Genomic DNA, 19659 nt, shown 5'->3' on the forward strand with positions numbered 1-19659 from the left:
GAATTATGTTGTGGATAAATTTAGCAGGGGCAGCACTTATCGCGCTTATTGTGTGGTGGTTTTGGATTTATAAATCCGCCAGTGTCGCCATGCAAGATGGTGCTATTGAAATATTGGTAAAAGATGGGGTGTATCAACCCTCGAAAATTAGACTGCCAGCCAATCAAAAAGCGACGCTCACATTTACGAGGTTAGATTCATCACCTTGCTCTGAGCCTTTGCAAATTCCAGATTTGGATATCAGTGCAAGCTTGACCTTAAACAAAAAAGTGGATGTAACAATTCCACCTACTGAGCCTGGACGGCACGCGTTTCACTGCCAGATGAAAATGTATGTGGGTGAGCTGATTTTCGAATGAGTCGCAGAATGCACAAGCATTCTTCAATTCTATAAACATTAAAAGAACTGAGCGTAATTGCTCAACTCAACTAGGAGATGATAAATGGACGGCGTATTTTCATTTTTAATATTTGCGGTTTTTTTCTACCTAATGATGCGCTTTGGTTGCGGGGCACATATGGCTCATGGTCATCACAAAGACTCAAATTCGACTGAAGAAGAACCAACTATAGATCCCGTTTGCAATAAAATTGTGGAGTCAAAAAAAGGTTATGGAAAAGTGCACGAGGGAAAGCTGTATCGCTTTTGCTCAAGGCAATGTCTTGATGAGTTTGACCAACATCCCGAAAAGTATATCGACTCCTTGAATAATGCAGGAGCGGTATCATGACGCATAAAATATCCTTAATGGCCTTTGGTCATGCGAGTAGTCTGTTTATTAGCATCAGTTTTATGCTTTGCGTCGTATTCGGCCTGTTGTTTCCACAAAATACCATGTATGAAGCTTGGCAACCCTTGTTGCCTGGTTTTGAGTGGCTAAGCTGGCAGAGTTTCTTTTTAGGGTTAGAAGAGAGCTATATGTATGGTTGGTTCATCACCCTTATTTGGGTGCCTTTGTATAATTTTTTTGGTAGCAAAGCGAAATAGCACTGCAACACAGCATTACTAGGCGTTTTGACTTTTCACGAGCGGAGATGGATTTATGAACGAACCAATAGCACATTCAGGGATATGGATTTTAGCGCTAATTATGATAGTCGCTGCGTCTTGGTACCTTTATAAATATATGGCACCGTCATCATGGCACGAGTGGGCCGGTGCGGGAGTTGTGCAAGCTTTTATAATTGCTTTGTATGCAGAAATGTATGGCTTTCCTTTGACTATTTATCTCTTGGCTCGCTTTGGAGGCCTTGATAAAACAGGACTCAATGCCAATTTGTGGTCGTCTCTTTTAGATATGGGAGAGACAGGTATGATGATATCAATGGTCTTGGGATACATTTTATTGTTCTTGGGTATCGGCCTGTTTTTTCAAGGTTGGCGTCAAGTATATAAAGCGCGACAAGAAAACAAACTAGTGACCGATGGCTTATATGCATTGGCACGGCATCCTCAATACACTGGTTTGTTTATTGCCCTATTTGGCGAAGGCGTTGTGCATTGGCCCACATTGTTTTCAGTGGCACTATTTCCAATAATTGTTTTTATTTATTACCGTCTGTCTTTGCGTGAAGAGAAAAAAGTGATTGCTGAATTTGGTACTAAATATTTGGCTTACAAAGCACAAGTGCCAATGTTTATTCCACGCATAGAGCAATGGAAGTCATTTGTTAAGCAAGCAAAAATGTAGCGGTTAGATTTTGAGTATAGACAAAAGAGGAGAAAATATCTCTTGAGCGACTTAGACCACAGAGTAGGGGTGTCAGAGGCGAATTTAGTGCTTCGCCATCTTAAGTTGACGAACGTCGATGACGCTAAAATTAGCGCCATTATTCGTGATATCGATGCCGCGTTTGGTGTCGACGCTGTTTCTTTTGAAAGTAATAAGCAGATTTTACACATAGGCTATGACGCAACCCATTGTGACCTTGATGGTATAGAAAACATCGTGAAGATAAACGGCGGTGATATATCTCATGATTGGTGGACAAATTTCAAAGAGGGTTACTATCAATTTGTTGATGAAAACATCAGAGAAAACGCTAAGCACAAGCCGTGGAGTTGTCATTCATTACCACCAGGTAGTCGAAAAAAGCGTTAGTTCGGTGTTATTTATGGTCAACCAAAAGTGAAAATTCAAATTGGTGCAGTTAGTGTAATGTTATCTTGGGCAAGTTGTTATCCCTTAATTTTTTTAACATTAGACTATGCACCGGTTATGCTTACCGCTTTTTATCGTTCTGTCATTGCAGGCCTATTTCTGGTATTCATTGCCTTATTACTAAAAAGACCACTCCCTAACAATCGGCGACAATGGCTTTTTATTATCGCTATAGGTATTTCGGCTACCAGTATAGGATTTTGGGGTATGTTCTATTCCGCCAGCTTAATTTCTCCCGGTTTGGCTACTGTGCTAACTAACACGCAACCTTTGATTGCAGGGATCCTTGGTTGGTTCATTCTAAAAGAACACATGAACAAAAGCGTAGCCTTAGCTATGGCTATTGGCTTTGCTGGGATTGCGATGATCGGGAGTGAATCTCTTTGGAGTAACAATGGACAGTCTGTTTATGGTGTTATTTATATTTTGATAGCAGCAAGTGGTATTGCGGTAAGTAACATATTACTTAAATTAATCGCAAGTAAAGTGGATATTTATTATGCCACGGGCTTTCAACTGTTGATTGGTGCCATACCGTTAGGAATTTTTAGTTTTTATCAGGCACACGTGACCAATACAAGCGTGGTTGACCCGATAGTTGAATCGATAGTATATCCCAGTGTTGTCACCTTGCTTGCGATACCCGGCACCGCGCTTCCATTTCTTATCTGGTTTTGGTTAATGGACAAAGCACCTTTGTATCATCTTAATATGTATAGTTTTTTAACGCCGGTATTTGGCCTATATCTGGGTTGGTTTTATTTCGATGAAAGCTTAACTTTTTGGCAATGGACAGGCATTGTCATTATCGCTTTGGCTGTTGGCTATATTTCACTTAATTCAACCACAAAACGTGCATTAAATTGAACGCTATGAACTTGCCCGGTAAGAAACATAAAGAGCCCTATGAAGTTGGGGAGATTGAATCTTAAAGCATTAAAAAATCAACGTGGTCATGTTTTCAAAAGAAGGGCCTAAATTTGTTCTGCTCAATGAGTTTGGAGGTACGTACCGATGCTAGCTGACCGGCCTAGTGCATCCACAAGCAAATTAAAATGCGATTCTGAAAAACCGCGGATCAATGACGTTGGCTCAACGCCCGTTGACCGGCTAGTTAGAACGAGTATTCAATATTGACATCAACGAATGCGAAAAATGCGAGAAACACAATGTAAACATTATAGCTTGCATTAGAGACAGTGACGTTATCCAAAAAATACTGGCACATTTAGATAAAAAATATCCTACTTCTAAACAAACAACGCTATTACCACCATTGCGTGCGACACCTGATGAAGATTACGACTTCAATATTCAGCGTGACTTCAACTTTGGGGCATAGACTACCTTTACTGCAAGAGTGAAATAAACACACTATTACATGGTGGGAGCACTGGCATCCCAATTGCCCAATTCCAGTACCAATGGCTATATACGCATGATGTTGAAGGCCAATACGTCATATAAAAACTTCAACAATTCGACATTTAAACAAATCAATCTAGTCAAAAAGACAGCCGTCACGATGGGTAGCGTATAGTGCTAATCTGTCTTATACTTAAAATTTAATGTTATTGCATTGTGGGCAATATTCCAGTGCAAAATATATGCGTATATATTTTGTTTAATAAACAAAATATTTTGCATGTAGGAAATGAATTAAGCTTGGAACTGACATATCGGACTATTATAGTAATCAAAAATTATTTTTATTTGAGAGAACAATTCTTCATAGTGCCACAACACTCTACGTCCAACTTTTTTACTTCATTTATATAATCATTTTCTAACTGCCTTCTTACTATCTCCAGTCTGTTCAATTCATCAACCACATCTTTATTCGGGCAGCTTGAACGGAGTATAGGCTTATGTAATTTATTGCAGTCAGTTCGACAAGCGCTATTCGAGCAGGATAATTTTTTGTATGGTGAGTGGAGTTGTTTACAACCCCGAATGCAAGGAGAACTAGAGTTTACGAAGCCGGTATTGCGTTTATTTGGACGCATTAGTGTACCAGACAACCACCCTTGACCTCTAAACCATGAAAGTCGCAATTCGTCTTCCCACCCCAATTCAGAGACTGTTTTTTCCATTTTAAGCTGTAAAAAAGCTGCGTCTCCATGGCATAAACCTTTGGCAAGAGGCCATTGGCCATACTTAGTTGCATAATCTTGGTTGTTTAAGTAATCGCCTAACGCGTTCCACCAATAAAGCGCGTTCTCGATGGAGCCTATAAGATTTGTTGAATTAAGATATAAGCAGAAGCTCCCGTCCGTATTTATGTGACGCTCTAAGCAACAGTTGGGTAAGTGGTTTTTATTTGAAATCTCGGAAACTACTAACATGGCTCCATGGTTTATACAAATTACTAGATAGTACTTTACACCGGTCTTTCCGCTTTTTTTGGGGCTAGTCGCCTCAATTTCTATGCTGTCCTCTGTTTTTTTTACAATAGACGCCCATTTTGGCAATGCTCCAACGAGATAATTCAAGGATGTCATTTTAATTTAGCGTGTGCTCTTGGTTTTTCAACTGGCCTGTTTGACAGCGTTTTATTATAAGGAGCGGTCAAATCTACTAGATCGCCCATCACGCTGCCGTCGACGACATCGTCATAGCTTAGGTTTGCAGTTAAACCGTTGTGATCTATTAAGTCAATGAGCGACGCGGGCATAATGTGCAATGCATTAGGTCCAAATTTTGTATCATTTAGGCCACATTCTTGCTGAAGTCGCTCTGATTTTGTAGTTGCTAAACTTGAAGCAATACGCACTGATCTATCACCTCTGATACCAATTCGGGATATAGGTGTTTCACCGTATTCTACTCCAATAGCAAGACCTAATTGGTGAATATTTCTTAAAAGCATCTGGCATAATTCAAAAGAATCTCTTAATCCACCTGCGCACGCGGCAGTATTAATTATAGTTTTCGAAGGGTCGATGGCGTCTTTGGTGCCAATAGCGATTAGGCCATGTATACAGTCACCAATAAACCGAACTTTTCGTCCACCAAAGTCATCTTCGAGTACATGCTGTAATTCTTGACGAATAACATACAGTGCTTTGACTGCATCTGCTATTTCACCCTTCGCAATCGAGTTGTCGACATAGTTTGTAAATCCAGACAGATCTGCGAATAATGACGCCAAAGGCATTCTGATGGAATTACTCGGCATTAAATCTGCAAAATCTATTTCTTTGAGTGGCGGCTCTTTGTAGCCGAAAGCAAAATTTGGGTTGGTAGGATTTGGAAAGTTCCCATTAATAATATCTCTATTCCAATTGCTAAGAATATCATCAAGCCCACGTGGCACTTGTTCTTCATTAAACTGAAGCCCTTCGGTTAGGTTTTTCGTCATAACTATATTCTCAAAAACCGATTCGTCGAGGCGCTTTAACGCTTCTGAGTCCCCTAAACCAACTATGTTAAACTTTAAACGGACTTTATCTGAAACATAGATTCCTGCTTCATCGCCGCATGCTAACTTTGCGGCATGGTTCGCTGGACTTCCAAGAAACATTGGCTCTTGCTCAGTTCCAGTACCGTTATTGATTGCGACGCAAGGTCCAATATCTACCCCAACCCTAAATTTGGCGGTAAATCTGTTTTTCGCAAGGCGGTTATTGGCTTGATTTGCAACCCAACGTAAATCACGGATGAACGCAAATGCGTCAGCTATAGTTTTATCTGTTACACCTTCGCCTGTGGTATCGATAATAACAGCGTGCATTCTTCCATCATGAAAATCTACTCGTTGTGCGGCGCTGGTTTCCATGACTCGGTCACATGCACTATAATGAAAGTGAAGAAATTTCAAAGCTTTTGCATGTGCCGCTTCAGTTTCTTGTCCATCATCAATCTTATAGTCATCATAATTTACGATGTTGACGTACACTTGAACTGTATCAACAACAATAGCTTTACCCAGCGGTAAGCCAAATAGTGGAGGCGTTCTGGCATTACCCAAAGCATCATTTTTTATCATGTTCTGCTTGTATAAGGGGAGGTAATCATCATTAAACTTTTCCACCTCAATATGTGGAGCATCGCTAATTAATTTTTCGATGCGTTTACGCGCGGTACTTTGATGCCAAGACATAACAACTCCGTTAACTGTTTACGATACTTATCTATGTAAAAATTACTTTTTAAGGTTATCCTATAAAATAGGGCTTTCTTATAAAATGTCAAGCTGTTATTATAAGTGAAAATTGGAGGTGGTCTTGGAAAGTTTAAACAAACTAAAAATAAATATTCGGCGGCGCTATGAATTCATTGAGTTTTGCTTAGCATGGGAGGGAGAGATTGGTCGCCCGCAGCTTCAAGAGTTATTTTCAATATCGCCACAGCAAGCTACAAAAGACTTGACGTCTTATGCCGATGCATACCCTGATAATATTCACTATGATCCGAGGAAGCGGACTTACGTTGTTTCACCAAAATTTAAATCAAAGCTAATTTCAGGAAAAGCTTCCGAATACTTCATGCATCTTCAAATGCTTGCTAATGAATTCCGCACGAAAGATGAGATCTGGATTCAATCTATCCCCGAATTTGAGACAGTGTCTGCGGCTCCTCGTAAACTATCGCCCAAAATACTTAAGAAAGTTACTGAAGCTATTAAGAAAAAGCATAGTCTCAAAGCTCGGTATTTATCTATGAGTTCTGGCAATGATAACTTTAGAACGCTTTTACCCTCTGCGATCGTTAGTGATGGCCATCGCTGGCACGTACGTGCATATCACTTCGAAAAACAAAGGTACTCAGACTTCGTGATGTCAAGGCTTCAAGAGCTAGAGTTAATCTCTTCGCCAGCAGAAAAGCCTCCGAAAGATGAAGCTTGGAATTTAAAAGTTAATATCGTACTTGAACCAGATGAGAAGGAATTCGATAAGGAGCGATGCGCACAACTAGCATATGAGTACGATATGAAGGACGGCATGCTAAATGTTCGCACTCGAAAAGCAATGGTCTACTATATGTTGAGACATTACGGTTTTAACCCTAGCGCACCAATTGGAAAAACGATGGTGAATAAAAGTAGCTTTAGTTTGAAAATTAAAAACTTTGAAGAGGTAGAAAGTTGGCTAGATCGCAGATAGATACTTTGGCCGCCTTTAAAGCAAAGGGTGAACACAATCGACTTAAGAGCACGCTTTTAAGAAATGGTCTTATTGGTAATGATGATGCAATAGTGTCTTTTGTCATTGAGAATCATAGCTTGATTGAATACTCCAAAGGAGACTTTGTAATTACCGAGGGGGCAGATGACGACGATGTTTATTTCATACTCGCTGGAGATGTGGAAATTATATCTGGCAAACGGGTTATTGACAAAAAATCTTCACCTTCAACCGTTGGTGAGATGGCTGCTAATAAAGCAGGTGAATTAAGAAGCGCTGATGTAGTAGTAAAAAGTAATACACTCATCTGCGCCAAAATAACAAGTTCCACCTTTCGCACAATACAAAAAGAATTTCCGCAGTTTAGCGTTCGGCTAAGCGACGAAACTGAAATATCTTATCGTAGAAAAATAAGACAATTAAGTATGTGGGAGAAAGAAGAATTTAGTTGGTTTGGTATTTGTGCAATTGTGTCAGCTCTTATTGGTTGTGGTTCAGGCATTCTATCGTGGCAATATGGATTATCAGTAACAACTATAGCAGTAGTTTCGTTGGTCAGTGCTTCAGCAGCGTTCGTCTTACTAATGCTGTCAAACCCTCTATTTGCCTATAGAAGAATATTCCAATTGTCAGCATATAGCATGGTAACGTTGGTTTTTTATAAAATATCAAGTGTGGCGTTTGAGTTAAAAGAAATAACTTTACCATTCTCTCTCAACGTTAACATTGGCCCGAACTTTAGTACAACTGAGTTCGCATTTTCAATATTAGGATTACTATTATTATGTTTATTGGCAGCCTATCGAGATGGTAAGTTCGATGGTAAATGAGCGATGAAGTTCAGCCAAAAACAAGCTTAGATTCTAAATAGTAAATTTACTTTGTATTCATGAGTACATAAGCAGTTTATTCGTAGGCGCAATTCCTTGCGCGAAGACCGTTTTTTTATTTACACGGGAATTTGTAGTTGACCAATATAGACGAGTTAATCAATGACGTGCAAACAATCGTCAATACTGAATGGAATAAGCGAACTGGCCAAAAAGTCCCTACAACTACAGGAATGGCTTTGGCGGGAGGGGCTGTTGAACTAGATGCAACATTTCTTTATGCAGACCTTGCCAATTCTTCAAAAATTGCAAAAGAATTAGATCGAAGGATAGCAGCTAAAATCATCAAATCATTTCTAATGACATCTGTGAAGCTAGTTAAATTGAACGGAGGTAGTGTTGTAAGTTTCGATGGCGATAGAATCCTTGGTGTATTCTATGGTGCCGGTAAGAACTCATCCGCTGTAAAATGTGCTTTAAATATTAATTACGCTGTTAGTGAAATCATTAGGCCTAAATTCGAAGCGAAATACAATTCAGTGAAAAATGCAACTTTCAAAATTGAGCATGGCGTTGGTGTAGATACAGGAACTGTGCTTGCTGTCCGTGGTGGTGTTCGAGGAGAAAATGATCTAATTTGGATTGGTCGAGCAGCTAACCTTGCAGCAAAGCTAAGTGATATTCGTGAATCTCCTAATCACTCTTTTATTACAGCTTCTGTATACAATCGTCTGAATAAGGAATCTATATACGCAAATGGAAAAAATATGTGGGAGAAAAGAACTTGGAATTTTCTGGATGACAAACTAAATATTTATAGGTCAACGTGGTATTGGGAACCGTAATTGGATTGGCTGGGCGACAACGACTTCGTGCTATTTATCTTCGGGTGCGATCATAATAGGATTATTATTGAGCTTGTAAATCGTTGATGTTAAGTATACTCAGCCATAGATTCTTTACCAGATGGTTTATAGGCGCAATACTCTTTTTAAAGCGCGGTGCATAATCGGCTATTGACAGATAGCGTGTATCAGGCCAGAGTTTATTGCGGTTGTTCGCGTACTATATGAACATTAAAATGACGCTGGGAGAAACATTGATGCTTTGTGGAATAAGATTCCAAGACAACTTAAAAGTGTTCGCAAGTTACAGCGAGAAGGAGCACGGTCCATTCAATTGCCCAGGATGTAAACATGAGCTTGTTCTGCGAAAAGGAAGAATAAAAGTACATCATTTTGCACACAAACCACCATACCATTGCCAAAGAGGAGAAGGTGAGTCTGATGCTCACCGAATGTGTAAAGAATCTATTTACAATTCACTTTCAAAATATACCCATGTAACAAATTTAGATGTTGAAGCTGATTTTGGTGCAGTTATCGCTGATGTCTATTGCTTAATAAATAACGTGCCAGTGGCAATTGAAATTCAAAGAAGCAACTTAAGTGTAAATGAAATAACCGCCCGAACCTCAGCATATGAGAAACTGGGAATTAACGTTTTATGGTTAGCGTTGTTTAACAAAAAATTAGGTGAGAAAAAATATAGCCGTAAAGCATGGGAAAAATGGTGTCATGCTACATATTATGGTCGGGTGTATTATTGGGTTGCAGATTTGACGATTGCACCTGTTCATTTTGCTGAATTTCAAAATTATGTCGAGTCATCAAGTTGGTACAGTGAATCTGGTGAGGAGCAATCAGCGGGCGGCTATTATAAATATTCTAAGCGTTATAGAACGCCATCTTTAGGTACATTCTTAAACCTAGCGACTGATTTTAATCCACACTACAAAAAAGCACGGACTAGCGGTACCGTCTATACCCCACAATCCAGGGTTTATCTCGATAAGCTTAAAAAATGGTGGTGAAGATATCGAAAATAAATAGTCCGAAAAAACGTTCTCACCAAAGGCGAAGTTGGGGGCGATTAGTTAGTGATTTTTGCTATCGGCATCTCAAAGATATTTTTTTCCAAATCCACTTAATGCACGGCTACATCATGCATTAAAAAATTGAGCATCGATTATCGGCTTCGATGTTCTAGGACTTATACTAGGATACCCAAAGTGCTAAGTACAACATCCAGGCACCTGCACCAATCATGAATACGTTTTCTGTCAGTGAAACGAACCCAAGTGGCACATTACTATCGCCACCAACGCAAGCGCACTTAAGGTCTCTTTTGTCGATATAAACGGCTTTAAATACTGAAATAGCGCCCACAGTGCCAATAAAGAGGGAAACTGGACCAACAATATAACCTGATATCGCCGCTAGCATCCCAATACCGGCAAAGGCCTCCGCAAATGGATAGATATAGGCATATCTAATATTGCGCATGGCTAGCAGGTCATAGGTAATAAATGAGTTAGAAAATGTATATAGGTCACGCAGTTTTTGAATGGCCAATATGGTCATGCTGTAGGCAACGAATAACTCAACTACTTTTATCAAGTTAAACTCGGCTGTGTATGCAAAACTAGTCGCTAAGCTCATTAAGAAGGCGACTGCAAAAATGGCCAACACAGGCGTATAAGTAGTGCCTGTTTGACCCGCAGGCCCCATGTCAAAGTACTCTCTAAGATCGTCATAACCGCCAATTTGCTTATCGTCTATAAAAGCCTGCGGGGTGGTCTTTACATCGTGTTTTTCTTTAAACTTGTCAGTTTCTTCTCGTGACGTCAATTTATAGTCTTGTACCTCAAAGCCTTTTCGTTCAAGGAGGTCTTTTGATCGCAGCCCATACGGGCAGATGTGTTCGTCAGTGTGCATTCGATATAGCTGTGCTGTATTTTTCATTTTGGAGTCCTTATGTCAGTCTAAGTAATAGATGATTATTCTGCGCTAAAATCAGGTACGGCTCTTCTTAATGCCTCATCGTCTGAAGCGGCGATACCATTTTTTTCTATATCTTCAAGAAGCCACTTCATTTCTTTAATTTCTCTTTCTTGCGCTTTGATAATTTCGCTTGCCAAGGTCTTTACGCGCGGGTCGTCGATATTTGCTCTAGTGCTGGTCAATATAGCGATGGAATGATGAGGTATCATTGCTTTCATCCAAGAGGAGTCAGCTACCGTTGTTTGTGAACGAACGAGAAACAATGAGATTGCAAAAACGGCAGCGCTGCCCAGCAATATCATTGTATTCTTTGACTTGTTTTCATACATATTCAACATAAATAACAACATAATAATCGCCATTATTGCCCCCATGTAAATCGCCATGTATAAGCGTGTTTCACTAAAAAACACATGGTCAAATGCGAAGGTGTTAAAGTACATCATGAACAACATTGCAGCTGTTGAAGTAAAGATCATTGCGAAAAATTTTGTATATTTAGTCATAATAAGTCCTATATTTATTGCTTATTCATTGTTTTAAAAATAAGAGAGGCTGAACAACTAACCAGCAAAAAACCGGTCATGGCTTCAAGACCTGCAAGCAGGTACAAATGCCCGGTTGGCTCAACTGGGGCCATTCCTAATGTCGTAAGGTTGATAAGAGAGAAGTAAAACGTTTCAATAAAAGTAACGAACACTTCACCCTTGAACGCCCCCAATCCAAGATAAATAGAAATTTCAATACTAATTGCAAACCAAAGAGCCGCGATTAACTGACTCAACGTTATTCCATAAACCACGCCGAGAAGGGTTAGAACAGGCGGTAGTCTCGTCTTGTTCATCCACTTTTTAAGGCGATTTAGGAAAGAGTAATGACTGGCGGTAGTAATGCCGACCGCCATAATTGCAATCAAAAGTTGGGTAAAGACTTCCATTTGTTTATTCTACCTATCTTTGTTAAAACCAAAATCGGGCGCCAAGCACGAGCCCAGTTTCATTTGTCGATTCACCTTTACGCTCAGCTGCATCCGCGCTATTACCTAGGGTCTTACTCCAATACATGCCTACATAAGGCGCAAATTCACGCGAGAATTCGTAACGGTAACGAAGCCCTAGTCGAATTGAATTAAAGCCTGATTGACGATCAAATCGCTCAGATTCCGATAGTGAGGCACTAATAGCTAAACGAGGCTGCAGATAAGAGACTTGAGTGACTCTTATTTCATATTCCGCTTCCATTGCAAAATTGATGTCACCGTCTTCATTAATCATCAATGAGTTATCCATTTCAAATTGATAAGGTGCCACACCGTAAAGGCTGATCACCGCATAATTTTCCATATTGGATTCACTGCTTAATGTGCCCCGTGTTCCCAATCCGGCCTGTAGCTCCCAGAACGGAGCTATCAACTTACTAGCAAGTATTTCTGCGCGTTCAATGTCAGTCGGCTCGCCGTCGTCTTGTTTATTTTCACCTTCACTTTTGAAATAAACACGATAGGTATCGCCGCCGTACCAGCCAACCATATCCCATACGCCAATATTTTCTTCATCGTCGGTGCGGGTGTATTCGAAGCGGTCAAACAATATGCTACCGGTGTAATATTCTGCAACTGGATCAGGCCAATCGTCGGGTGTCTCTTGTGCATGAGCGCTTGAAAGTAGGGTGCTTAGGCATGAGGCTATTAGAGATAGATTAATTACATTTATACGTTTCATAGTCATCTCCTAAGATACCGACACAATTCTGAACATGCCTGCATCCATGTGATACAAAAGATGGCAATGGAATGCCCAGTTTCCTGGAGCATCTGCGCTTATAAGTAGGGATACTTTTTCACTTGGTTTTAAGCTGATGGTGTGTTTTCTTGGCGGGGGATAATTGCCATTCTCCAACTCCATCCACATACCGTGTAAATGAATAGGGTGATTCATCATGGAGTCATTCACCAGAATGAGCCTTATTCGCTCTCCATACCTAAAATGTACAGGGTCTTTCACTTCACTAAATTTAAGACCATCGAACGACCACATATAACGCTCCATGTTGCCGGTTAAATGCAGCTCAATAGTCTGGGTTGGCTCACGCTCATCTGGCCATGGTTTTGCGCCTATCAAATCGCTATACACTAAAACTTTGTGCTGAACATTTTCCAATCCAATGCCCGGCTCATCTAAACGACTTGTTGGATTGCTCGCTATCATTGATGCACCAGCACCGTGACCAGATGCATCGTGTTTTATGGCAATACTGTCAACCGGCAAAGACGTTTTAGTTGGCGTCATATCCTTATTTTCTGAATGCCCCATTGCTTGCATATCTGACTGCATATTCATAGGCGTCGTTGAACTTTTATTTTCCATGTTAGACATGCTATTCATCGAGGACATGCCCTGCATCGAAGACATATCGCCCATTCCCATCGCCGCCATTCCTCGCTCGGGCATGTTGCGAAGCTCAGGTACAGAGGCCCGAGCGCCAAGTTCGGTGGCTAACGTGCCTCGAACATAACCGCTTCTATCCATACTTTCAGCATACAAGGTGTAGCTTGTATTGCCTTTTGGTCTGACGATAACATCATAGGTTTCGGCAACGGCTATCCTGATTTCTTCAACTGCTACCGGCTTTATGGGTTGGCCATCTGCGGCAACCACAAGCATTTCAAGACCGGGGATCCTAAAGTCAAAATAGGTCATAGCAGAGCCGTTTATTAAGCGCAGTCGTACGCTCTCATCAGCTTTATATAAGGCTGTCCAATTTGTTGAAGCGTCGCGTCCGTTCATTAAGTAGGTGTAGGTCGAGGCTGTTACATCCAAAATATCTCTTGGATTCATGCGCATCTCAGCCCACATTGCTCTTTCTTTCAGAGTGTTCATGAACCCTTGCTTCTTGACTTCGTTAACGGTGTCTCCAATGGTTCTCTGCTGATAGTTGTAGTAACCTTCAGCTACTTTTAAATGCCTAAACACATCGTGCGGGTCTTCGAATGTCCAATCGCTTAGTAAAATGACGTGTTCTCTGTCGGCACCTATATCCCCGTCTTTAGAGTCAATAATGACCGGCCCTAAATGGCCGAGTTGCTCTTGAAGGCCGGAGTGGCTGTGGTACCAATATGTACCATTTTGTTCAACGTCAAATTGGTATTGGAAGGTTGTGTCTGGCGCGATGCCAGGAAAGGCAACGCCCGGCACACCGTCCATTGTGTAAGGTAAAATAAAGCCATGCCAATGTATGGAAGAGCTATCCTTGAGTTGATTGGTTACATTGATGGTAACATTTTGCCCTTCTTTTAAGCGCAATAATGGGCCCGGTGATATTCCGTTTAAGGTAATAGGGTTTGAAGTACCGCCTGCAATGCGTTTTGCTTGTTTGGCTATCGTTAAATCGATGACCTCGCCACTCACCACGCTGTCGCCAAAATTCATTGCCAAGTCATTCTTATTTGTGATTTGGTTTGTGTAGCCTTGAGGTTTCGCCCAAGGAGCAGCCATGCGGCTAGTTAATGCTATACCGCCAGCGGTATACAGTGCATTTTTCATAAACGTACGACGCGGATGTTTGTTTGTGTTGTTCATATTGAACCTCTTGTATAAGTGTTCTGAACCAAATAATGCCTATTTCAAAGTACAATCAGATACTAGTCGTTATATTCTGATTGCTATTTAAAGGCTGAAAGCTTTTAATGCAGAGTTATAAAAGGCTGGGCGGTCGCAATAACGTTGAACTGGTGGAAAAATGATAGTGATTGACGAAGGAATATATAGATTGGCTAGATATGCCAAATGGCGTTAAGTCGCGGCTAACAAATACCCAGATGACAGAGCAAGCTCCGTGTGAGCAGTTGCAATTTGCGTGACAACACTTTCCATCGCAGTCATCATGCATCACTTTGCTATGCACATAGCTATTGTCAGCTAAGTCAATATTTACGCTTATATTGGTAGAATCTTTAGTAGGCGTTTGGTTTGAATCGCATGCCAATGTATTGTTAGAAAATAAGATGATAGCTAGCACAGCCATGCTCAATGCACTTTTAATGAGCGCATTAAGTGGAGTTATATTGCTACGAAACGTCTTCATCTTTATCCCTTCATCTAACTTATGAAAATCCAAACCTTTTACTGCGTATTTTTTTCACACAATCTGTAAAAGTTGCGCAACAAATAAAACCTAAGGTTCCCTTTATTAATCAAGCTTTAAAGCATCTTTAGCAATCTACCGGTTATTTAGTGAGAATTTATAAACTGACCAATGATTGTTACATAAACTGTCTGTTGCAAAATTCTTTCCAAACTGATTTTTCAGCTTCACCTTATCCTAAATCTCACCGAATAAAACACAAAGGCCCAATAAAAACAGCTATCTGACAAAGATGTAATGCAACGGTAATCTGCCTGTTATGAAGTTTGTATTTGCATCGTTTACATTGGTATTGCTTGCCGATTTGTTAGTTGGCCTCTAAATACCAAGGATATTTATGAAGATAGAAAGTATGCGCGACATACTGCACTGGACGGTGCAATTTCACGAGCAATTGGCGAAATGTCTTAAACATTGTGCGCCAAGTCATTCCGAGCGGACGAGAATGGCAATGCAATATTTACTCGTTCACGAACAACATCTTGCGGTGTTAGTTCAGTCATTTTCCGATAAAGCGCAGTTAGGTGAACTGGAAACTTTATTTATAGAGTATTTGGAGAAAAACCCAATTATTCTGCACGACCATTGCGAAGGTGATTTCGAAGATAAGACAGAGTCTGAAATTGTCGCAACGGTATTTGACCAACATCAACAAGTTATCGCCTTATATTCATACCTAAAAGAGCAGGCCGTTATCCCTCGTCATGTAGAGCTACTAAACAACTTATTGCAGCTTGAAAATCAAGAAATAATATTGATGGCACAAGGCTTGAATCGCTTTCAAGATATGTAGCATCGCTTTGCCAATAAATGTTGGTACGCGTTTTTTGTAAACTGATGATAAAGGAACTCATATATGGCTGATCACAATCACTCCAATTATGATAAAGGCAGTTTGAGCTTAGCCGGTGCAATAGCAATGGGTACGGGCGTAATGATAGGTGCTGGTATTTTCGCACTTACTGGCCAAGTAGCCGAGCTAGCGCGTGAATGGTTCCCCTTTGCTTTTCTCGCAGCCGCCATAATATCTTCAGCTAGCGCGTATTCTTACGTAAAACTATCTAACGCATACCCCTCGGCGGGCGGTATCGCGATGTTTTTAGAAAAAGCGTACGGGAAGGGCACAATAACGGCATGCTGCGCCTTATTAATGTACTTTTCAATGGTGATTAATCAAAGCTTAGTTGCGCGAACCTTTGGCAACTACGCCCTGCAACCTTTTGATTTTGAGCCTGAAAGATGGATGGTTCCCGCCCTCGGTGTTCTCTTACTAATTGCCGCATTTTTAATAAACGTACTTGGCAATAAAATCATTCAGACTACGTCGTTCATTATGGGCATAGCGAAAGCCTTGGGATTGCTAGTGTTGGCTGGCGGTGGTATTTACGTTGCTGACGCTGGCTTTACCAGTACTTTTATTGTGCCAGCTGATACCAGTGTTGGTAATTTTATCGGTTCAGTCGCGCTGGCCATACTGGCTTTCAAAGGCTTTACCACTATTACCAATAGCGGAGGTGAGATTGTTGACCCAAAGAAAAACGTGGGACGCGCCATCGTTGTTTCAATCTTAATCTGTTTTGTCATCTACATGTTAGTAGCAGTAGCTGTGGGAACCAATCTATCGATAGATGAAATTGTTGTGGCTAAAGACTACGCACTTGCAGAAGCTTCAAAACCCGCATTCGGTAAAAGCGGTCTTTGGATCACCGTAGGCTTTGCCATTGTCGCCACCGTGTCTGGCGTTATCGCAAGTGTGTTTGCCGTGTCGCGCATGTTAGCTATGTTGACCGATATGAAACTGGTCCCGCATAGTCATTTTGGCATGCCAGGCAGCATTCAGCAGCACACGGTTGTTTATACCGTTGTGATTGCCATACTGCTTACAATTTTCTTCGATTTAAGCCGCATAGCTTCATTGGGTGCAATTTTTTATCTACTAATGGACATTGCGATACATTGGGGGGTGTTTAAGCATTTGCGTAAAGAAATTAATGCAAGTGCAGTGATCCTGTTAACTGCCATCGTGCTGGATATAGTGGTGCTGGGCGCATTTATTTGGATTAAGGCTTCGTCTGACATGGTGGTAATCTGGGCTGCGATAATCGGTTTGGTATTAATTGTAGGGGCCGAGAAGCTTTATTTGAGTAAGTTTCGTGAAGAGGCTTAGTTGAAAGAGCTATAGTTTCAAGAGCTATAGTTTGAAATTATGCATAGTGACAAAGCCCCTTCAAGTGAGCATCAGTTTTTGGAAAAATAAAAAAGCGTCAGGAATATTCTGCTGACTAAGTTTTACTTAATTTAAAACATTGTGGAAACACCTAAAATTTGATATTTTCGTCTCGAAATTTATTGAGTAAGCCAAATAATGCTTAAAAAGTTTGTCTCTATCATTTTGTTAATCTGCATATCAGCCCAATCTCCCTTGGTTGCTGCATTGAGTGTGCATGATTCTCATCATAATAGTGAATCATCCATTCATGGTTATTTTCATGAGATTGGTCAACCGCATGAGCATGACGAAACAAATGCTGAAAAATTTGAAATCAGCTATTCAAAACAAGCACTAGAACACAATAACGCCCATCATGACGGGGGTGTGATTGGTATTTTTGCATTCTTGAGCCAAGGTATTCCGAACATACTGCCTGATGCCAGCCTGGATACTTTCTTTGCTTGGCGGCCATCACCCTTTATTAAATACGACACGCCACCACCCAAATTATAAATCCTTAATTTTAGCAATTGCCTTCCACTTGAGGGTCTTTTTTGTTGTTTTTAAATAATGGATTTAAGTCACATGATATATCGTTGTTATGCACCTAAAGCGCTGAGCGCTAAGATGCTTTTATTATTTGTTTTGGTGTTAGCCGCATTAACGCTTTCGCTATCTGTACAGTCTTCACCCGGCGCTCACGGTCCAAACGGTGAGCATCTCGATACGGAGAAAACTAATTCACAAACGCAAAGACCAAAGTTTGAAGCGTTTACGGAGTCGTTTGAGCTTTTAGGTGAAGTATTCAGAACTGAACTCATTGTCTATTTACATGATTTTGAAACAAACACTCCCATTCAGTTTGCCAGCATAGAGCTTGAGACAGGCGCTTTAGCTGCTAGTGCGACTTATGATGAAGCGCAAAACCGGTATATCGTCAACGCCCCCAAATTTCTAGCCTCTTTAAATGAACCAGGTGAGCATGAGGTGATTGCGACCATTATGACTGACGACAACGGTGATTTGTTGGTGGCAAATCTAGTGATGCCGCAAGACAATCAAATGTCAACTGCTGCAGCACATTCTCATGATGGCGACCATGATCACGATACTTCGCATACGGATGAAGAGGAACACCACCATTTTCCTTGGTGGGCGCTGGCTTTAGTGATTATCTTTTTTGTATTAGGCTTTTATCTTGGACGTAAAAAGAGAGGAGCTCAGTCATGAGAACGTTACTAATTGTACTCATCTGTTTTTCTACTTGGTATGCGATTGCATCACCAGGTGCGCATGGTCCCAATGGAGAACACCTTACAAACACAGAAAACGCATCCACTAACGACTTAGGTAGGCAAGCCGATGGCTCTGTAATAATGCCAATGTCAACCCAAGCCCTTTTGGGCATTAGAACGCAATTTGTGACTAGCCAAGATGTGAAACAAAGCATTACTTTAGCCGGGGTTGTTCGAGCTCATCCAGAAGGCCAAGCGCTAATTCAATCTAGCAGCGATGGTCGGTTTGAGGCTGGGGACACAGGCGTATTAGCGACAGGCGAAAAGGTAGTCGCAGGTCAATTATTGGGGTATGTCCGCTACCAAGATACAGCTTTTGAATTGGCCAACCAAACTAGCCAGTTACTGGCTGTACGAAGCGAGATTATGCAAGTTAAACGCGATGTGAAGCGTTTACGCGATCTGGCAGAACTGGCATCAAAACAGTCCCTAGAACGCCTTGAAACAGACCTGAAAATTCTAGTTGAACAAGAAGCGGCATTGCAACAAGGTTTAGAAAAACCCGAACCCCTGATTGCGCCAATTACAGGCATTCTAGTGAATCATCGAGCAAGACGCGGCCGTTGGGTTGAGGCGGGTACTACTCTTTTTGAGGTCATTGCATCAAACATGCGCTACATAGAAGCGCTTACCAATGACACTTCGCTTGTCGGGCAATTAACTACTGCTTCCATAGACAAGATACCAGAGCTCAATTTGCAATACCGTGGCTATTCTCCACAGCTTAATGCAGGTATGGCAACCTTGCACTTTGAGTTAGATACAAACAACAACGCTACATCTATGCTACTCATTGACCAGCCACTCACGGTATTCGCGGAGCTTGAAAACAGTCTAAACGGCATCGTGCTGCCGGCCGAAGCGGTGGTGACCAATACTGCTAATTTACCCATAGTATGGATAAAGGTATCTGCCGAACGATTCTTACCGCAAATCGTCCAGTATCGCCAGATATCAGCTAACCAAGTATTAATCACCCAAGGATTAGGGGCAGACAATCGTGTCGTGAGTAAGGGTACATCCTTACTTAACCAAATACGTTAGGAGT

Annotated in this window: 22 protein-coding genes; 15 read left to right on the plus strand and 7 right to left on the minus strand. The window is 41.1% G+C overall.

Annotated features, from left to right (window positions below; translation table 11 throughout):
* The first annotated feature begins 5 nt into the window (after positions 1–5).
* The 6 genes from AB9H30_RS10270 (at position 6) to AB9H30_RS10295 (ending at position 3029) form a co-directional block, all read left to right on the plus strand.
* Complete coding sequence (locus tag AB9H30_RS10270) at positions 6–359, plus strand: cupredoxin domain-containing protein (RefSeq protein ID WP_371194578.1); 354 nt, start codon at positions 6–8, stop codon at positions 357–359.
* An 84-nt stretch (positions 360–443) separates the two neighbouring features.
* Positions 444–731 carry a YHS domain-containing protein gene (locus AB9H30_RS10275; protein WP_371194579.1) on the plus strand — a complete coding sequence of 96 codons (288 nt, stop codon included), beginning with the start codon at positions 444–446 and terminating at the stop codon, positions 729–731.
* Entirely contained in the window at positions 728–988 is a 261-nt protein-coding gene (locus AB9H30_RS10280; protein WP_371194580.1) for a DUF5676 family membrane protein, read from the plus strand. The genes AB9H30_RS10275 and AB9H30_RS10280 overlap by 4 nt, the downstream gene beginning before the upstream one ends.
* A 55-nt stretch (positions 989–1043) precedes the next feature.
* On the plus strand, positions 1044–1691 hold the full coding sequence (locus tag AB9H30_RS10285) for an isoprenylcysteine carboxylmethyltransferase family protein (protein WP_371194581.1): 648 nt from the start codon (positions 1044–1046) through the stop codon (positions 1689–1691).
* A gap of 42 nt (positions 1692–1733) precedes the next feature.
* The gene (locus tag AB9H30_RS10290) at positions 1734–2102 is read left to right on the plus strand and encodes a cation transporter (RefSeq protein ID WP_371194582.1); all 369 of its coding nucleotides are present in this window, start codon (positions 1734–1736) and stop codon (positions 2100–2102) included.
* A 27-nt stretch (positions 2103–2129) separates the two neighbouring features.
* On the plus strand, positions 2130–3029 hold the full coding sequence (locus AB9H30_RS10295) for a DMT family transporter (protein ID WP_371194583.1): 900 nt from the start codon (positions 2130–2132) through the stop codon (positions 3027–3029).
* Between the two features lie 842 nt (positions 3030–3871).
* Here AB9H30_RS10295 and AB9H30_RS10300 read toward each other — a convergent pair.
* Together AB9H30_RS10300 and AB9H30_RS10305 are read right to left on the minus strand one after the other, a co-directional pair.
* The gene (locus tag AB9H30_RS10300) at positions 3872–4663 is read right to left on the minus strand and encodes an E2 domain-containing protein (protein ID WP_371194584.1); all 792 of its coding nucleotides are present in this window, start codon (positions 4661–4663) and stop codon (positions 3872–3874) included.
* A complete protein-coding gene (locus AB9H30_RS10305) occupies positions 4660–6264 on the minus strand; it encodes a hypothetical protein (RefSeq protein ID WP_371194585.1) in 1605 nt (534 codons plus the stop codon). The genes AB9H30_RS10300 and AB9H30_RS10305 overlap by 4 nt, the downstream gene beginning before the upstream one ends.
* A gap of 124 nt (positions 6265–6388) precedes the next feature.
* Here AB9H30_RS10305 and AB9H30_RS10310 point away from each other — a divergent pair, with 124 nt between their 5' ends.
* From AB9H30_RS10310 to AB9H30_RS10325, 4 genes are all read left to right on the plus strand, one after another.
* Positions 6389–7267 carry a WYL domain-containing protein gene (locus tag AB9H30_RS10310; protein WP_371194586.1) on the plus strand — a complete coding sequence of 293 codons (879 nt, stop codon included), beginning with the start codon at positions 6389–6391 and terminating at the stop codon, positions 7265–7267.
* Positions 7249–8118, plus strand: a complete 870-nt coding sequence (locus tag AB9H30_RS10315; RefSeq protein WP_371194587.1) for a cyclic nucleotide-binding domain-containing protein — start codon at positions 7249–7251, stop codon at positions 8116–8118. The genes AB9H30_RS10310 and AB9H30_RS10315 overlap by 19 nt, the downstream gene beginning before the upstream one ends.
* Positions 8119–8255: 137 nt before the next feature.
* Positions 8256–8963: an adenylate/guanylate cyclase domain-containing protein gene (locus AB9H30_RS10320; RefSeq protein WP_371194588.1), complete on the plus strand. Its 708-nt coding sequence runs from the start codon at positions 8256–8258 to the stop codon at positions 8961–8963.
* A gap of 224 nt (positions 8964–9187) precedes the next feature.
* The gene (locus AB9H30_RS10325; protein ID WP_371194589.1) at positions 9188–9991 is read left to right on the plus strand and encodes a competence protein CoiA; all 804 of its coding nucleotides are present in this window, start codon (positions 9188–9190) and stop codon (positions 9989–9991) included.
* Positions 9992–10175: 184 nt separating this feature from the next.
* Here the strand turns inward: AB9H30_RS10325 and AB9H30_RS10330 are convergent, their stop codons facing one another.
* From AB9H30_RS10330 to AB9H30_RS10350, 5 genes are read right to left on the minus strand one after another with little or no spacing between them, the layout of a single operon-like run.
* A complete protein-coding gene (locus AB9H30_RS10330; RefSeq protein WP_371194590.1) occupies positions 10176–10922 on the minus strand; it encodes a MauE/DoxX family redox-associated membrane protein in 747 nt (248 codons plus the stop codon).
* A 35-nt stretch (positions 10923–10957) separates the two neighbouring features.
* Entirely contained in the window at positions 10958–11467 is a 510-nt protein-coding gene (locus AB9H30_RS10335; RefSeq protein ID WP_371194591.1) for a DUF305 domain-containing protein, read from the minus strand.
* Between the two features lie 14 nt (positions 11468–11481).
* On the minus strand, positions 11482–11898 hold the full coding sequence (locus AB9H30_RS10340; protein WP_371194592.1) for a two pore domain potassium channel family protein: 417 nt from the start codon (positions 11896–11898) through the stop codon (positions 11482–11484).
* Between the two features lie 22 nt (positions 11899–11920).
* A complete protein-coding gene (locus AB9H30_RS10345; RefSeq protein WP_371194593.1) occupies positions 11921–12682 on the minus strand; it encodes a copper resistance protein B in 762 nt (253 codons plus the stop codon).
* Between the two features lie 9 nt (positions 12683–12691).
* Positions 12692–14539 (minus strand): copper resistance system multicopper oxidase, encoded by a 1848-nt coding sequence (locus tag AB9H30_RS10350; protein ID WP_371194594.1) that lies wholly within the window; start codon positions 14537–14539, stop codon positions 12692–12694.
* A 902-nt stretch (positions 14540–15441) separates the two neighbouring features.
* Here AB9H30_RS10350 and AB9H30_RS10355 point away from each other — a divergent pair.
* The 5 genes from AB9H30_RS10355 (at position 15442) to AB9H30_RS10375 (ending at position 19655) form a co-directional block, all read left to right on the plus strand.
* Positions 15442–15897, plus strand: a complete 456-nt coding sequence (locus AB9H30_RS10355; protein WP_371194595.1) for a hypothetical protein — start codon at positions 15442–15444, stop codon at positions 15895–15897.
* A 63-nt stretch (positions 15898–15960) separates the two neighbouring features.
* Entirely contained in the window at positions 15961–17271 is a 1311-nt protein-coding gene (locus AB9H30_RS10360) for an APC family permease (RefSeq protein WP_371194596.1), read from the plus strand.
* A 198-nt stretch (positions 17272–17469) separates the two neighbouring features.
* A complete protein-coding gene (locus AB9H30_RS10365; protein WP_371194597.1) occupies positions 17470–17829 on the plus strand; it encodes a hypothetical protein in 360 nt (119 codons plus the stop codon).
* Between the two features lie 114 nt (positions 17830–17943).
* A complete protein-coding gene (locus AB9H30_RS10370) occupies positions 17944–18546 on the plus strand; it encodes a hypothetical protein (protein WP_371194598.1) in 603 nt (200 codons plus the stop codon).
* A complete protein-coding gene (locus tag AB9H30_RS10375) occupies positions 18543–19655 on the plus strand; it encodes an efflux RND transporter periplasmic adaptor subunit (protein WP_371194599.1) in 1113 nt (370 codons plus the stop codon). Before AB9H30_RS10370 ends, AB9H30_RS10375 begins: the two co-directional genes overlap by 4 nt.
* The last annotated feature ends 4 nt before the right edge of the window (positions 19656–19659 follow it).

This window comes from Glaciecola sp. SC05 (genome assembly GCF_041380235.1).
In the GTDB taxonomy this organism is placed as follows: domain Bacteria; phylum Pseudomonadota; class Gammaproteobacteria; order Enterobacterales; family Alteromonadaceae; genus Glaciecola.

What these genes read in the sequence shown, in the direction of transcription:
- AB9H30_RS10270 (WP_371194578.1), top strand. Translation starts at nt 6, where the DNA reads ATGTTGTGGATAAATTTAGCAGGGGCAGCACTTATCGCGCTTATTGTG.
- AB9H30_RS10275 (WP_371194579.1), top strand. Translation starts at nt 444, where the DNA reads ATGGACGGCGTATTTTCATTTTTAATATTTGCGGTTTTTTTCTACCTA.
- AB9H30_RS10280 (WP_371194580.1), top strand. Translation starts at nt 728, where the DNA reads ATGACGCATAAAATATCCTTAATGGCCTTTGGTCATGCGAGTAGTCTG.
- AB9H30_RS10285 (WP_371194581.1), top strand. Translation starts at nt 1,044, where the DNA reads ATGAACGAACCAATAGCACATTCAGGGATATGGATTTTAGCGCTAATT.
- AB9H30_RS10300 (WP_371194584.1), bottom strand. Translation starts at nt 4,663, where the DNA reads ATGACATCCTTGAATTATCTCGTTGGAGCATTGCCAAAATGGGCGTCT.
- AB9H30_RS10305 (WP_371194585.1), bottom strand. Translation starts at nt 6,264, where the DNA reads ATGTCTTGGCATCAAAGTACCGCGCGTAAACGCATCGAAAAATTAATT.
- AB9H30_RS10325 (WP_371194589.1), top strand. Translation starts at nt 9,188, where the DNA reads ATGAACATTAAAATGACGCTGGGAGAAACATTGATGCTTTGTGGAATA.
- AB9H30_RS10330 (WP_371194590.1), bottom strand. Translation starts at nt 10,922, where the DNA reads ATGAAAAATACAGCACAGCTATATCGAATGCACACTGACGAACACATC.
- AB9H30_RS10335 (WP_371194591.1), bottom strand. Translation starts at nt 11,467, where the DNA reads ATGACTAAATATACAAAATTTTTCGCAATGATCTTTACTTCAACAGCT.
- AB9H30_RS10340 (WP_371194592.1), bottom strand. Translation starts at nt 11,898, where the DNA reads ATGGAAGTCTTTACCCAACTTTTGATTGCAATTATGGCGGTCGGCATT.
- AB9H30_RS10345 (WP_371194593.1), bottom strand. Translation starts at nt 12,682, where the DNA reads ATGAAACGTATAAATGTAATTAATCTATCTCTAATAGCCTCATGCCTA.
- AB9H30_RS10350 (WP_371194594.1), bottom strand. Translation starts at nt 14,539, where the DNA reads ATGAACAACACAAACAAACATCCGCGTCGTACGTTTATGAAAAATGCA.
- AB9H30_RS10355 (WP_371194595.1), top strand. Translation starts at nt 15,442, where the DNA reads ATGAAGATAGAAAGTATGCGCGACATACTGCACTGGACGGTGCAATTT.
- AB9H30_RS10360 (WP_371194596.1), top strand. Translation starts at nt 15,961, where the DNA reads ATGGCTGATCACAATCACTCCAATTATGATAAAGGCAGTTTGAGCTTA.
- AB9H30_RS10365 (WP_371194597.1), top strand. Translation starts at nt 17,470, where the DNA reads ATGCTTAAAAAGTTTGTCTCTATCATTTTGTTAATCTGCATATCAGCC.
- AB9H30_RS10370 (WP_371194598.1), top strand. Translation starts at nt 17,944, where the DNA reads ATGCTTTTATTATTTGTTTTGGTGTTAGCCGCATTAACGCTTTCGCTA.
- AB9H30_RS10375 (WP_371194599.1), top strand. Translation starts at nt 18,543, where the DNA reads ATGAGAACGTTACTAATTGTACTCATCTGTTTTTCTACTTGGTATGCG.